Annotated in this window: 14 protein-coding genes; 11 read left to right on the plus strand and 3 right to left on the minus strand. The window is 67.2% G+C overall.

The genetic code is table 11. From position 1 onward, the window contains the following. The first annotated feature begins 30 nt into the window (after window positions 1-30). The 5 genes from IE243_RS12705 to IE243_RS12725 all read left to right on the plus strand — a co-directional run bounded on the left by IE243_RS12705 (window position 31) and on the right by IE243_RS12725 (window position 4199). The gene (locus tag IE243_RS12705; RefSeq protein WP_191319756.1) at window positions 31-351 is read left to right on the plus strand and encodes a YbaB/EbfC family nucleoid-associated protein; all 321 of its coding nucleotides are present in this window, start codon (window positions 31-33) and stop codon (window positions 349-351) included. 11 nt (window positions 352-362) lie between these two features. Next, the gene (locus tag IE243_RS12710) at window positions 363-977 is read left to right on the plus strand and encodes a hypothetical protein (RefSeq protein WP_191319757.1); all 615 of its coding nucleotides are present in this window, start codon (window positions 363-365) and stop codon (window positions 975-977) included. Window positions 978-1276: 299 nt separating this feature from the next. Next, entirely contained in the window at window positions 1277-1879 is a 603-nt protein-coding gene (gene recR, locus IE243_RS12715) for a recombination mediator RecR (RefSeq protein ID WP_191319758.1), read from the plus strand. 219 nt (window positions 1880-2098) lie between these two features. After that, entirely contained in the window at window positions 2099-3043 is a 945-nt protein-coding gene (locus IE243_RS12720) for a hypothetical protein (protein ID WP_191319759.1), read from the plus strand. 160 nt (window positions 3044-3203) lie between these two features. Then, the gene (locus tag IE243_RS12725; RefSeq protein WP_191319760.1) at window positions 3204-4199 is read left to right on the plus strand and encodes a hypothetical protein; all 996 of its coding nucleotides are present in this window, start codon (window positions 3204-3206) and stop codon (window positions 4197-4199) included. A gap of 9 nt (window positions 4200-4208) precedes the next feature. Here IE243_RS12725 and IE243_RS12730 read toward each other — a convergent pair whose 3' ends face one another. After that, window positions 4209-5351 (minus strand): DNA recombination protein RmuC, encoded by a 1143-nt coding sequence (locus tag IE243_RS12730; RefSeq protein WP_191319761.1) that lies wholly within the window; start codon window positions 5349-5351, stop codon window positions 4209-4211. Between the two features lie 184 nt (window positions 5352-5535). Here IE243_RS12730 and def point away from each other — a divergent pair, with 184 nt between their 5' ends. From def to truA, 3 genes are all read left to right on the plus strand, one after another. Then, entirely contained in the window at window positions 5536-6063 is a 528-nt protein-coding gene (def, locus tag IE243_RS12735) for a peptide deformylase (protein WP_191319762.1), read from the plus strand. A gap of 110 nt (window positions 6064-6173) precedes the next feature. Next, window positions 6174-7139: a methionyl-tRNA formyltransferase gene (gene fmt, locus IE243_RS12740; protein ID WP_191319801.1), complete on the plus strand. Its 966-nt coding sequence runs from the start codon at window positions 6174-6176 to the stop codon at window positions 7137-7139. Window positions 7140-7189: 50 nt separating this feature from the next. Then, complete coding sequence (truA, locus tag IE243_RS12745; RefSeq protein WP_191319763.1) at window positions 7190-7957, plus strand: tRNA pseudouridine(38-40) synthase TruA; 768 nt, start codon at window positions 7190-7192, stop codon at window positions 7955-7957. Here truA and dapE read toward each other — a convergent pair. Both dapE and dapD read right to left on the minus strand, forming a co-directional pair. Then, a complete protein-coding gene (dapE, locus tag IE243_RS12750) occupies window positions 7927-9120 on the minus strand; it encodes a succinyl-diaminopimelate desuccinylase (RefSeq protein ID WP_191319764.1) in 1194 nt (397 codons plus the stop codon). The genes truA and dapE overlap by 31 nt on opposite strands. A 239-nt stretch (window positions 9121-9359) precedes the next feature. Continuing rightward, window positions 9360-10220: a 2,3,4,5-tetrahydropyridine-2,6-dicarboxylate N-succinyltransferase gene (gene dapD, locus IE243_RS12755; protein ID WP_191319765.1), complete on the minus strand. Its 861-nt coding sequence runs from the start codon at window positions 10218-10220 to the stop codon at window positions 9360-9362. Between the two features lie 273 nt (window positions 10221-10493). Between dapD and IE243_RS12760 the strand changes: the two genes are divergently transcribed. The 3 genes from IE243_RS12760 to IE243_RS12770 all read left to right on the plus strand — a co-directional run bounded on the left by IE243_RS12760 (window position 10494) and on the right by IE243_RS12770 (window position 12550). After that, window positions 10494-11000, plus strand: a complete 507-nt coding sequence (locus tag IE243_RS12760; RefSeq protein WP_191319766.1) for an MliC family protein — start codon at window positions 10494-10496, stop codon at window positions 10998-11000. A gap of 271 nt (window positions 11001-11271) precedes the next feature. Beyond that, window positions 11272-12165 carry an alpha/beta fold hydrolase gene (locus IE243_RS12765; RefSeq protein WP_191319767.1) on the plus strand — a complete coding sequence of 298 codons (894 nt, stop codon included), beginning with the start codon at window positions 11272-11274 and terminating at the stop codon, window positions 12163-12165. 58 nt (window positions 12166-12223) lie between these two features. Next, on the plus strand, window positions 12224-12550 hold the full coding sequence (locus IE243_RS12770; RefSeq protein ID WP_191319768.1) for a twin-arginine translocation signal domain-containing protein: 327 nt from the start codon (window positions 12224-12226) through the stop codon (window positions 12548-12550). Window positions 12551-12620 lie beyond the last annotated feature (70 nt).

Here is a 12620-nt window from a genome sequence, read left to right on the forward strand (position 1 = left end):
ACCGGCTGCGCCGTTTCAGGGGGAGATGACATGCGCGATCTGATGGGGCTGATGAAGCAGGCCCAGGCGATGCAGCAGAAGCTGGCTGACGCCCAGTCGGAACTTGAGAATCTCGAGGTTGAGGGCGCCGCCGGCGGCGGGGCCGTCACCGTGCGGATGACCGCGAAAGGCGCCATGCGCGCCATCCATATCGACGCCACGCTGCTGATCCCCGACGAGAAGGAAATCGTCGAGGATCTGGTGGTGGCCGCCGTTAACGACGCGCGGACCAGGGGCGAGAAGCTGGTTCAGGACCGGATGCAGGAACTGACCAAGGGGCTGCCGATCCCTCCAGGCATGAACCTGTTCTGAGCAGGACGCCCGTGGCGCGGCCTGATCCGGCTCCCAAACGCGTCTTGCGCCGCCTGCCGGCGGGCGCGCGTCCGGGCGCCGGACGGCGCGCCGCTGGAACCGGGCGCGCCGCCGGACTGGCGCGACGCGCGTTGGCGCGGCCGGCGCGCTGGCTCGCCGCCGTGGCCGGGTGGCTGGCGCCGTTCAATCCCCGCGCCCGCCGGCAACTGCGTCGGGCGACAGCGGACATGATGACGATCGCGCGCGAACTGCACGAGACGTACGTGGCCAGCGATACGCTGAACGTGGCGCTGGTCTACCGACTGGAGGCGGCCCATACGGCGCTGGGCCACGCCCTCGCCGCCGTGACGCGGCCTGGCCCACCGGCGGACAACGACCGGACGCGGATGGCGACGGCCCTGAACCAGGCCGTCTGGCTGGCCCAGGTGGCGCGCGAGTGGCAGCAGGACGTCGTCAACCTGCGCCATGCGCTGGCGGAAGAAACCATGCCGGAAGCCCAGCGCGCGGCGCTCGAAAGCGGCGTGCGGCATCTGCAGGGCTATGTGCAGCAGAACATGCACGATTTTGACCGCTGGGTGCAGGCCGCGGCGCGCCTCGGCGCCCAAAGCAGGCATACGGCGAACTGACGGCCTTCCCTGCCATCGCCAGGAACGCCCTGCGGCGAGACAGACGCCGTCAGGGCAGGCTCAGGCAGGTTCAAACGGAATGGCGCGCCGTAACTTTTCCGCTGATGCGCGATCCGGACGGAAAGTGGTATCCCGTTTCCGGAACCGGAGCCGTTCATGAATCGCTCTGGAGCATTTACGGTGAAAACCGCTTCGCCATGGTTGCGCCAGCGGCGCAACATGAGCGGTGAATTCATCTCCGGCTCCGGGTAACCCGCCCGCTACGGGCAAGCGCTCCGGCGCAGATTTTCCAGGTCATCATGGCTTCGTCAACCGGTCCCGAACTTGAACGTCTCATCCAGTTGCTGGCGCGTCTGCCCGGACTGGGGCCGCGCTCGGCAAGGCGGGCGGCGTTGCACCTGATCCGCAAGCGCGAGGCGCTGCTCGGGCCGCTGGCCGACGCGGTGCGCGTCGTCGCCGACCGGGTGGTGACCTGCACCACCTGCGGCAATGTCGACACCAGCGTTCCCTGCGCCATCTGCCAGGACACGCGCCGCGACCCCGCCGTGCTGATCGTGGTGGAAAGTGTCTCCGACCTGTGGGCGCTGGAGCGCGCGGCGGCGCTGAACGCCCGCTACCATGTGCTCGGCGGCGTGCTGTCGCCGCTCGACGGCGTCGGGCCGGACGACCTCAATCTGGCGTCGCTGGCGGAGCGGGCCGCTGACCCGGTTGTCACGGAAGTCATCATCGCGCTGAACGCCACCGTCGACGGCCAGACCACGGCGCATTTCATCACCGACATGCTGCAGCATCTGCCGGTAAAGGTGACGCGCCTCGCCCACGGCGTGCCTGTGGGCGGCGAACTGGATTATCTGGACGAAGGCACCCTGGTCGCCGCCATCCGCCAGCGCACCACGCTGTAGCAAACGCAAGCGACGGGCCAGAGTCCATGGAAGTCCGGGCGCGCTTTCGTGCAAAATATCCGCATGAATAAGCAGGAATAAAAGGCGCGCCCCTGCCGCGCGCCTGTCATCACGACCTGCAACAGCCGCCATAGATCATACAACCTCTGTCATTGTCTGACGTCCCGCTCAACGCGCCATACAGTTTTACTTCCACAGCGCGCATGATCCGAGGACATCATGACATCACCCAGAGCATATTCCATTCTGGTCGCGGCCGGCCTGCTCTTCGCAACGCTGCCGCCCATGGCCAGCCTGGCCAACGGCGCCGACAACAGCGCGGAACAGCGACCGGCCAGCGTGCCGGCGCACTATTTGGCGACGCCCCTTGGCTATGTGGCGCCGCAAGCCGTCATACAGCTGCGAAAAGGCGAAAGCGTCGCCATGCGGCAGGCGCGGCGCCGCGCCAGCAGGGATGTGAATCCCGGCGAATGCAAAAGCGCCCGCTTCAACGCCGCCGGGTTGACGCTTGATCGCGCCGGCGACCGTCGCGGCAAGCTGGCGGCCAAGAGCCACTATCTTGCCGACGCCTCCGTCAACTTTCCCAAGGATTATCAAACAATCCAGATGACGGCCGATATTGTCGTGCCGCCGCCCCCGACCCTGAAGGGCAAGCAGATTCTCTATCTGCTCGCTGGCCTGCACGACGCCGGGGACCTCTCAGGCCCCATGGTGCAGACCGTCGTGAGCTGGAACATGATGGGCGTCACGCCGGGCTGGACCGTGACCACGTGGTTCGCCTCCGAGGATGACGACTGCCTGTATGTTTCCGATCCGGTTCCGGCGACGCCTGGCGCGAAGCTGCGGCAGATCATCAACGCCCGGCAGGCCAACGGGAAGCATGTCATCAACGCCTCGGTCCTCGACGGGGAGGCTGGCAATCCGCTTGTGCAGACCACCTTCACTCCGCCCTCGTTCAATCCGGATCAGGTCATCAATGTTGGCCTGGAAGGCTACAACGTCAAAACCTGCAACCTGATGCCTGCAGGCGGTGAAATTCTCTATCCCTACCTCGCCACTGATCTGACCACCTCGACCGGGGAGAAGAACATCAGCGACCAGATTGTCGTGGCCCCGGCCTCGGCCCACAAATGCGCGATCACGCTGACGCTCGACAGCCAGTGAATTAACCTGGCCAGCAACGACAATACTTAAGTTATATCATCAATTTTCCAACAATTCGCGGATACCAGGCCGATGACGCGCCCGATTTGTCGGATCGTCGCCTGAGAGAAAATCGCGCCCGCGTCCCCGAATTGCTGGAGTTGCTCACCGGAGCTACGGAATGAAAACCTGTTTTCTGTCCTCACTGGCGTTGGCGACGGGTCTCGCCCTCGCGAGCGCCCCCGCCAACGCCGCCTCGCGGCCTGCGCATGTGCCCGCCAGCTATCTCGCCACGCCATTCGGCTACATGGCGCCGGAATGCGTCACGTTTCTGAAGCCGCATGAGACGCTCGCCGGCGGACGCATTGTTTCAAAGAAAGACAGCTCCTCACGCGCCGCAGGGAGCTGCGCCAAGCCGCGGTACAGTCGCGGCGGCGCCGCCCTGCAAGCCGGCGGCATGGCAAGCGACGCCACGCTTGACGGATACGATCTGGTGGCGGGAGCAGGGCTGACAAGAGGCGTGAACTTCATGCACGCCGGGCTGACCGCGCCAGCGGCCCCCGCGATGTCTGGAGACCAGAGCATTTACCTGTTCTCCTCAGTCTACAACGACGCCAGTCCAGCGACCAACGCCCTACGCGCCGTGCTGGGCTGGAACATGTTCGGCAAGGGCCAGGGATGGTCTCTCGCCTCCATGAAACTGGACAACACTGGTCAACTGATCTCAACGCCCCTGGCGCCGGTCAATCCAGGCGACCCTGTCAATCTGGTGCATGACATGAGCGACCCCACCGGCAATGGCGTCCGGGGGCCATTCACCACGAGCGCCTATACGCAGGATTTCAGCCAGAACGCCAGTATCAAGGGGAGCATGCTGGAACAGCCGGCCAATGCCATCGCCGCCATCACCATGGCTTCCTATGGTGTCGACGATTGCCGAAAGTTGCCGGCAGGCGGCAGTATTGGCGGCAACTATAGCCTGGTGCAGATCAACGACGTCGAAAACAGCGACCAGCTCATCAAGACTGTGGTCGCGCAACAGTCGTTCTGCAACATGAAACTCACCCTGACCGACGCCCGCCCCAACTACGCGCCGCTGTTCTCCATCACCTATTCGGCTGACACGCCGCCCGTCTCGCAGGGCCGCACCGCCAGGATCACATACATCGCGAACTGATCGCCTCTTTCACTCCGCGCCATCGAACTCCAGCGCCGCGATGCGGCCGCCGCGGCGGGCGATTTTCTCCACCGACACGTTCAGCGCCGCCAGGTCCTCACGGGCCTGGCGGAAATGCGCGTCCAGCTTGCCGGCGCGATCCTGCAGGCGGTTGAGGTCGTCGAGCAGGCGGCCGACCTCGGTCTGGATGGTCCGGGCCTCATCGCGGATGCGGGCGTCGCGAGCCAGCGCCCGCACCAGCTGGATGGCCAGCGCCAGCAACGACGGCGACACGATGATGACCCGCGCCCGCGTCGCCATCTGCGCCACATCCTCGAAATGTTCGAGCAGGTCGGCGTAGAGCGATTCCGAGGGCACGAACATCAGCGCCATGTCCTGGGTCTCGCCCGGCAGCAGATATTTGCCGGCGATATCGCGGATATGGATGGCGACGTCCTGGCGGAGGCGGGCGGCGGCGGCGCGACGGGCCTCCTCTCCGGACGCGGCGCGAAACGCCTGAAACCCCTCCAGCGGAAACTTGGCGTCGATGGCCAGCGGCCGGTCGCCGGGCAACTGCACCAGACAATCGGGCCGGCGGCCATTGGACAGGGTGGCCTGAAAGCTGAAGACGCCCGTCGGCAGGCCATCGCGAACGATCGCCTCCATCCGCCCCTGCCCCCAGGCGCCGCGCGTCTGCTTGTTGGCGAGAATGTCCTTCAATCCCACCACCTGGCCGGTGAGGGCGTTGAGATTCTGCTGGGCCGCATCGATCAGCGCCAGACGCTCGGACAGATGCGCCAGGCCGCCGCCGGTGCGCTCCATCATGTCGGCCAGGCCACGGCCGACGCGGTGTTGCAGCACCTCCATCTGACCGGCGACGGCGCGCTGGATCTCAGCCTGATGCGCGCCCAGCCCCTGAACGCCCGCATGCAGGCCGCCGTGCATTTCCGCCTGGGCGCGGGCCAGGTGCTCCAGCCGGGCGTCCATCTCGCGGGCATGGGCGTCGAGGGCGGCCAGCACCTCCTCCGCCTCCCAGCCTGGCGCGATGCGCCGCTGGCCGCCGGCGCGCCACAGCAGCATTGCCAGCAACAGAACGCCGGCGATCGCCAGGCCAAGCAGCGTCTCGTTCTGACTGAAACCATGCCCGGCGACTGTTACCCAAGCGTCCCTCATGCACTCAAGCGTCCTTCATGCGCCCGCCATCAACTGAATCCAGTCGCCAGAAGCTGTCTGCGCGCTGCGCGGCCTGAACGCCCCGGCAGGTCGACGCCGCGTCAGACCGCCGCCGTTTTCATTTCAGGAACAAAACAGGTACAACATTGACCGGGCGCCTGGAAAGCCCTATCTGGCGGAGATCATGACAATTCGCCCCCTCGTAATCCTTCCCGACGCCATGCTGCGTCAGGCCTCGGCCCCGGTCGGCGCGGTCACGCCGGAGATCCGGCGGCTGGCCGACGACATGCTGGAAACCATGTATGACGCGCCGGGAATCGGCCTCGCCGCCGTGCAGGTGGGCGAGCTGAAGCGCCTGCTGGTGCTCGACGTCGTGCGGGACGAGGGCGTCGACGGCAATCCGATGATCTTCATCGATCCGGAGATCACCTGGAAGTCGGACGAGACCAACGTCTACCGCGAGGGCTGCCTGTCGATTCCGGAGTATTACGAGGAAGTCGAGCGGCCGGCGCAGGTGCGGGTGCGCTATCGCGACATCCATGACAAAATGCAGGAAATTGAGGCGGACGGCCTGCTCGCCACCTGCCTGCAGCACGAGATCGATCATCTGAACGGCGTGCTGTTCATTGATTACCTGTCGAAACTGAAACGCGACCGGGTGAACACGAAGTTCGCCAAACTGGCGCGGCAGCTGGCCAAATCCCAGGCCTGAATCCAGAATCCCGGGCCTGAGCCAGGTTTGAAACGCCGTATCCCTGTGACGTGAGCCAGGGCCGCTGCGGCGGAACATGCGACAGGAGCTGAACCGTGCGCGTCATCTTCATGGGAACGCCGGATTTCTCCGCGCCCACCCTCGCGGAACTCGTCGGCCACGGCCATGAGGTCGTCGCCGTCTACACCCGCGCGCCAAGGCCGGCCGGACGCGGCATGAACGAGCGCAAAAGCCCGGTCCATGACATGGCCGACAGGTTCGGCATTCCGGTGCTGACCCCAACCACCCTGCGCACCGCCGGAGCGGCGGAGGCGTTTCGCGCCTTCGACGCCGACGTCGCCGTGGTGGTGGCCTACGGCATGATCCTGCCGCCTGATATTCTGGAGGCGCCGCGGTTTGGTTGCATCAACCTGCACGCCTCGCTGCTGCCGCGCTGGCGCGGCGCAGCCCCGATCCAGCGGGCGATCATGGCCGGCGACGCCGAGAGCGGCGTCTGCGTGATGCAGATGGAGGAAGGGCTCGACACCGGCCCGGTGGCCATGTGCGAGCGGCTGGCGATTGGCCCGGAGATGACGGCGGGCGAACTGCACGACGCCCTCTCCGCCCTCGGCGCCGATCTGGCCGCCCGCGCCCTTGCGGCGCTGGAGCGCGGCTCCCTCGGTTTCACGCCGCAGCCGGAAGCCGGCGTCACCTACGCCCACAAGATCAGCAACGCCGACGGCCGCATTGACTGGTCACAGGACGCCCGGACGGTGCATGACCAGATTCGCGGCCTGTCGCCGTTCCCGGGCGCGTTTTTCGAGGCCGACCTCGGCAAGGGCAAGCCGGAGCGGGTGAAGGTGCTGCAGGCGACCATCGCGCATGAACTTCCAGGCGTTGCTCCCCACGGGGCGCCAGATACCCTGGCGGGGAACGACAGCCTGGCGGGGCCTGGAACACTGCTTGCTCCCGACATGACCATTGCCTGCGGCAAGGGCGCGATCCGCGTGCTGCGGGCGCAACGGGCCGGGAAAAGCGCGGTGACGGCCGGGGAATTCATGCGCGGGGCGCGGCTGGCGCCGGGCGCGCAGCTTTGACCGTCGCGCCAGTCATCTTTTCCCGCCGCTGAACCAGACGGAGTTTCAACGTGCCGCGCTACCGGCTGGTAATCGAATATGACGGCGGCGCCTATGTGGGCTGGCAATGGCAGGACAATGGCCGCTCGGTGCAGCAGGCCATTGAGGAGGCCATCGTCAAATTCGCCGGCGAGCACCCGCGCGCCCAGTGCTCCGGCCGCACCGACGCCGGCGTCCACGCCGTCGGCCAGATCGCCCATGTGGACCTGACGCGCGACTGGCGCACGGACACGGTGCGCGACGCCATCAACGCCCATCTCAAGCTTGGCGGCGACCGCATCTCCGTGGTCTCGGCCCACCGCGCCCCGCCGGAGTTCGACGCCCGGCACAGCGCGCTGAAGCGCCATTACATTTACCGGATTCTCAACCGGCGCTCGCCGGCGGCGCTGGATTTCGGCCGCGCCTGGCACGTGCCGCGGCCGCTGGACGCCGCCGCCATGCACGCGGCGGCGCAAACGCTGCTCGGCAGCCACGACTTCAGCACGTTTCGCGCCTCAGAATGTCAGGCGGCGAGCCCGATCCGCACGCTCGACCGGCTGGATGTGGAGCGCATTGGCGACGAAATCCGCATCAACGCCTCAGCGCGTTCGTTCCTCCATCATCAGGTGCGCTCCATGGCCGGCTCGCTGGAACAGGTGGGATGCGGGCGCTGGCGGGTCTCCGACCTGCGCGCGGCGCTGGACGCGCGCGACCGCCGCCGTTGCGGCCCGATGGCGCCGGCGCACGGGCTGTATTTCGTCAGCGTGGATTATCCAGCCGGACTGATGCGGGAAAAATAGGCTTCGATCATCCGGCGGTAGATGCGGGCCAGCGCCTCAAGGTCGGCGACCGGCGTGCGCTCGTCCACCTGATGCATGGTGTCGCCCACCAGGCCGAATTCGATGACCGGGCAATAGTCCTTGATGAAGCGCGCGTCCGAGGTGCCGCCGCTGGTCGACAGCTCCGGTCGGCGGCCGGTCTCGGCTTCGATGGCGTCGCACATCAGGTCGACGAACGGGCCGGGCTCAGTCAGGAACGACACGGAGTTGCTCGGGTCGAAGCGAACGGTTGCCTCAGGCAACCCTTCCGGCGCCGAGGCCAGGCGGCGGCGCACCTCGGCCTGCAACGTCTCCAGCGTCCAGATGTCGTTGAAGCGGATATTGAACACCGCGTGCGCGTCCGCCGGAATGACGTTGGTCGCCTGGTTGCCCACATCGACGCTGATGACTTCCAGATTGGAGGCGTCGAAGCGTTCGTTGCCGGCGTCGAGCGGCGTCGCCAGCAGGGCGTCCAGATAGCGCATCAGCGCCGGAATCGGGTTGCGCGCCCGGTGCGGGTAAGCCACGTGGCCCTGGACGCCATGCACGGTCAGCCGGCCGGTGAGCGAGCCGCGCCGCCCCACCTTGATCATGTCGCCCAGAGCCTGCGGATTGGTCGGCTCGCCAAGGATGCAGTGATCGAATTCCTCGCCCTGCTCCCGCGTCCACTGCAGCAGCTTCACCGAGCCATTGACCGCCGGCCCCTCCTCATCGCCGGTAATCAGGAAGGCGATGGAGCCAGGGAAACCCGGATTGGCGCGGATGTAGTCTAGCGCGGCGGCGGCGAAGGCGCCGACGCCGCCCTTCATGTCAACGGCGCCGCGCCCGTAAAGCAGGCCATTGTCCGTGACCGCGCCGAACGGGTCATGGGTCCAGGCGGCTTCGTCGCCCACCGGAACCACGTCGGTATGGCCGGCGAACACCAGGCAGGGGCGCGCGTTGCCGTAGCGGGCGTAGAGATTGTCCACGTCGGGCGTGTCCGGCGCGCTGAAGGTCAGCCGCTCGACATCGAAGCCGTCGGCGCCCAGCACGCCCTCAAGAAACGACAGGGCTCCCCCCTCCTCCGGCGTCACCGAGGCGCAACGGATCAGGGCGCGGGTCAGTTCCAGGGCGTTGTCAGCCAGGGGGGAGCGGGGCTCGGACATTTGACACTCTCGCCGGCTCGGGTGGAAGGCTTGGGTGGAAGGCTTGGGTGATGGAAGCTTGAAGTATGGCGCCGGAATGCCCGCGCGGCGCAGGCAGCGGCGGCATGGCGGTTGTGCGTGTGGCCCCAGGGCGCCGACGGGTCGCCGCCGTGGATGGCCGGGACAAGCCCGGCCATGACGTGATTGGACAGTGGCGGCTCCCGTGGCTGTTGGTTGGCGCCGCCCGCTCCGCGCGTTCGTCAGTCGCGCAGCAACTCGTTGATGGACGTCTTGGAGCGGGTCTGGGCGTCAACCTTCTTGACGATGACGGCGCAATACAGCGACGGCCCCGGCGTTCCGTCCGGCAGCGGCTTGCCCGGCAGGCTGCCGGCCACCACCACCGAATAGGGCGGCACGCGGCCCACATGCACCTCGCCGGTGGCGCGGTCGATGATCTTGGTCGAGGCGCCGAGATAGACGCCCATGGAGAGCACGGCGCCCTCGCCGACGATCACGCCCTCGGCGACTTCCGAGCGGGCGCCGATGAAGCAATTGTCCTCGATGATGACCGGGCCGGCCTGCAACGGCTCCAGCACGCCGCCGATGCCGACGCCGCCAGACAGGTGCACGTTCTTGCCGATCTGCGCGCAGGAGCCGACCGTCGTCCAGGTGTCAACCATCGCGCCCTCGTCCACATAGGCGCCGAGATTGACGAACGACGGCATCAGCACGACGCCAGGGGCGATGAAGGCGCTGCGGCGGGCGATGGCGCCCGGCACGGCGCGGAAGCCGGCGGCGCGGAACTGGTTGTCGCCCCAGCCTTCAAACTTCGACGGCACCTTGTCCCACCAGGTCGCGCCGCCAGGGGCGCCGGGGATTGGAGCCATGTCGTTGAGACGGAACGACAGCAGCACCGCCTTCTTCAGCCACTGGTTGACCGTCCATTCGCCGTCAGCACCCTTCTGGGCGACGCGGACCTTGCCGCTGTCGAGCAGGTTCAGCGCCGTGTCGACGGCGTCGCGAATCTCGCCCTTCGTCGAGAACCCAACCTCGGCGCGCTGCTCAAACGCGTTTTCGATAATGGTTTCGAGTTGCGCGTAATCGCCCGTTTGCGTGGCCATGATCATCCCAATGCTGGCTGCCAGTCTCGCGCTCGGTCTCGCGCTGGCGGGAACGCCGGTTGTCCCCGCAACCGGCGCGTCGAGTCAAGCGCCGCGCGGCATATGGGCGCCGCGCGGGGTTGCCGCGCGCGAAGAAGTTCACCCGTGTGGCGCGAGACAAACCCGCCGGCGTTTGCCTCAGCGACCGTTTGCGGCGAGGCTGCGCAGCGCGGCGCGACGTGAAACGCGGCGCGACCCGGAATCACTCCCGCCCCCTGGAGGAAAAGGAACAGGATGCCAGACCACACGTTCGCCGCGCCGTTTTCCCGGGACATGGTCCGGTTCAGGCCCCGGTTCCTGACGCATGTCATGGGCCGCTGGATGGCGCGACCGTTTTCAGCCGCACTGATCTGCTGCGCCGCGACGGCGCATGCGGCGGCGCCTGACCACACGCCCGCCATGGGCGGACAGGCCGGCGCGCAAAACCAGGAAGCCCCCTTCAGCCGCCAGCCGGAGCGCCCGACGCCGCCCCCGCCGCCGGTCAACTATGCCTGTGATGACGGAACAAAAATCGTCGCGCGCTTTCCTGATTCCGTGCTGGCCATGCTGACCATTGGCGACGACCGCTATGAACTGCGCGCCGCCATGGCCGCCTCCGGCGTCCGTTACGCCGGCGGAAATGTCGAGTTCTGGACACATCAGGGAACGGCGCGTTTCACGCGCGACGGCAAGACCACGGAATGTCGCGAGGCGGCCCAGGGACAGCCGGCCCCGGAGGCCCCCGCCGCTTCCGGGAAATAAGCGGGAATGGACCGGTCAGAAGCCAAAGCGGCGAATGCCATGCACTGCGCAATTGTCGCGTCTGCTCCCGGTTGGTGATGACACGGGAAGCATCTGGCGGAATATTAGTGCAAGCTTCCGCCGGGGTTCGAGCCGGTCCGGCCCAGACCAGATCGAACCCAGTTTCTATCCCCGCATTCCCCGACGCCGGGCCAACCCGCCCGGTTTGGGGAATGCGACATGCTCCAGTCCGTCGTCCGCTCCCGGCGCCGGAGGCTGGCACAGGTTACTGATGAAACGTGAAACCATCCGCCTCGCCGACGGCGACATGTCCATAATTCGCTGGGATGAAGCTGGCCCGGGCGCGCCGTTGATGCATCTGGCGCACGCCACCGGCATGAACGCCCAGAATTACCGCCGCATCGGCGAATTGCTCAAGCACCGCTTCCGCATCGTCATGAGCGATGCGCGCGGCCACGGTTTCAGCACCCTGCCGGCGGACCCGGCGACGGTGCACGACTGGTCCGGTTTTGAGAACGACCTGCACGGGCTGCTGCAGCACCTGGGCGAGCCCGCCCTGCTGGTTGGCCATTCCATGGGCGCGGCTGTCACCCTGATGTACGCGGCGGCGCGGCCGCAACTGGCGCGTGGCCTGGTGCTGATCGACCCCGCCGTCATCGGCCCCGACGCGGCTCCCGCCCTGCTGGAAGCGCGCCGCAACGGAACCATCACCGACAACGAACTGGCGGCTGGCGCGCGCAAACGCCGGCGGGACTGGTCCTCGCGCGCCGAGATTCGCGCGAAATACGACGGTCGCGGCATGTTCGCGTATTGGGCCGACGGCATCCTCGACGATTATCTGGACGGCGGCCTGATCACCCACGCCGACGGCAGCGTCTCACTGGCCTGCGCGCCGGAGTGGGAGGCCAATATCTTCAACTCCATCGACATCCTGCGCGTCTGGGAGCGGGCCGCCCAGATCAAATTGCCCGCCGCGCTGATGCGGGCCGACGCCCGCAGCACGATTTCCGACGTCTCGGCGGCGGAATTCCAGAAGCTGATTCCCCAGTTGCACGTCCACCACGCGAAGGGCCGCAGTCATTTCGTGCCAATGGAGGACCCGGAACTGACGGCGAATTTCATTCTCGCGCAGGCGGAACGGATGCTGACGCGGGAAGCGGCCTGAGCCACTGACGAGGCCGCCCGTGGCCCACGGGCGGCAAACGAACAGGGAGACTGGCAAGATGTTTTCGAGACGCTCCTTCCTTGGCGCGCTTGTCGCGGCGGCGGCGGCGACGCCCCTGATCGCCCTGACGCCCGACGAGGCCGAAGCCAGGTCCTGGCCGCCATCCAACCGGCCGCCGCCGCCGCCGCGTCGTGAGCGGCGACCGCCTGGACGGCCTGGCCATGTCTGGGCCGCCGGCCACTGGGCGTGGGATTCGCGGCGGCGCACCTATGTCTGGATTCCGGGTCGCTGGATTCCCCACCGTCGCGGCCACCGCTGGCGGCAGCCGCGCTGGGTTCGTCGCCACGGACAGTGGGTGTTCATTCCCGGCGCGTGGGTGCGATAGGACGATTGGCGCCGGGCGAACATGCTTCGCCTGGCGGCCTCATGGGGCGTCGCGGCGCGCCGTCAGCCAG

This window comes from Camelimonas fluminis, from assembly GCF_014656355.1.
In the GTDB taxonomy this organism is placed as follows: Bacteria; Pseudomonadota; Alphaproteobacteria; order Rhizobiales; family Beijerinckiaceae; genus Camelimonas; species Camelimonas fluminis.

What these genes read in the sequence shown, in the direction of transcription:
- def (WP_191319762.1), top strand. Translation starts at nt 5,536, where the DNA reads ATGACAATTCGCCCCCTCGTAATCCTTCCCGACGCCATGCTGCGTCAG.
- dapE (WP_191319764.1), bottom strand. Translation starts at nt 9,120, where the DNA reads ATGTCCGAGCCCCGCTCCCCCCTGGCTGACAACGCCCTGGAACTGACC.
- IE243_RS12770 (WP_191319768.1), top strand. Translation starts at nt 12,224, where the DNA reads ATGTTTTCGAGACGCTCCTTCCTTGGCGCGCTTGTCGCGGCGGCGGCG.
- fmt (WP_191319801.1), top strand. Translation starts at nt 6,174, where the DNA reads ATGGGAACGCCGGATTTCTCCGCGCCCACCCTCGCGGAACTCGTCGGC.
- dapD (WP_191319765.1), bottom strand. Translation starts at nt 10,220, where the DNA reads ATGGCCACGCAAACGGGCGATTACGCGCAACTCGAAACCATTATCGAA.
- IE243_RS12730 (WP_191319761.1), bottom strand. Translation starts at nt 5,351, where the DNA reads ATGAGGGACGCTTGGGTAACAGTCGCCGGGCATGGTTTCAGTCAGAAC.
- recR (WP_191319758.1), top strand. Translation starts at nt 1,277, where the DNA reads ATGGCTTCGTCAACCGGTCCCGAACTTGAACGTCTCATCCAGTTGCTG.
- IE243_RS12725 (WP_191319760.1), top strand. Translation starts at nt 3,204, where the DNA reads ATGAAAACCTGTTTTCTGTCCTCACTGGCGTTGGCGACGGGTCTCGCC.
- IE243_RS12705 (WP_191319756.1), top strand. Translation starts at nt 31, where the DNA reads ATGCGCGATCTGATGGGGCTGATGAAGCAGGCCCAGGCGATGCAGCAG.
- IE243_RS12720 (WP_191319759.1), top strand. Translation starts at nt 2,099, where the DNA reads ATGACATCACCCAGAGCATATTCCATTCTGGTCGCGGCCGGCCTGCTC.
- IE243_RS12760 (WP_191319766.1), top strand. Translation starts at nt 10,494, where the DNA reads ATGCCAGACCACACGTTCGCCGCGCCGTTTTCCCGGGACATGGTCCGG.
- IE243_RS12765 (WP_191319767.1), top strand. Translation starts at nt 11,272, where the DNA reads ATGAAACGTGAAACCATCCGCCTCGCCGACGGCGACATGTCCATAATT.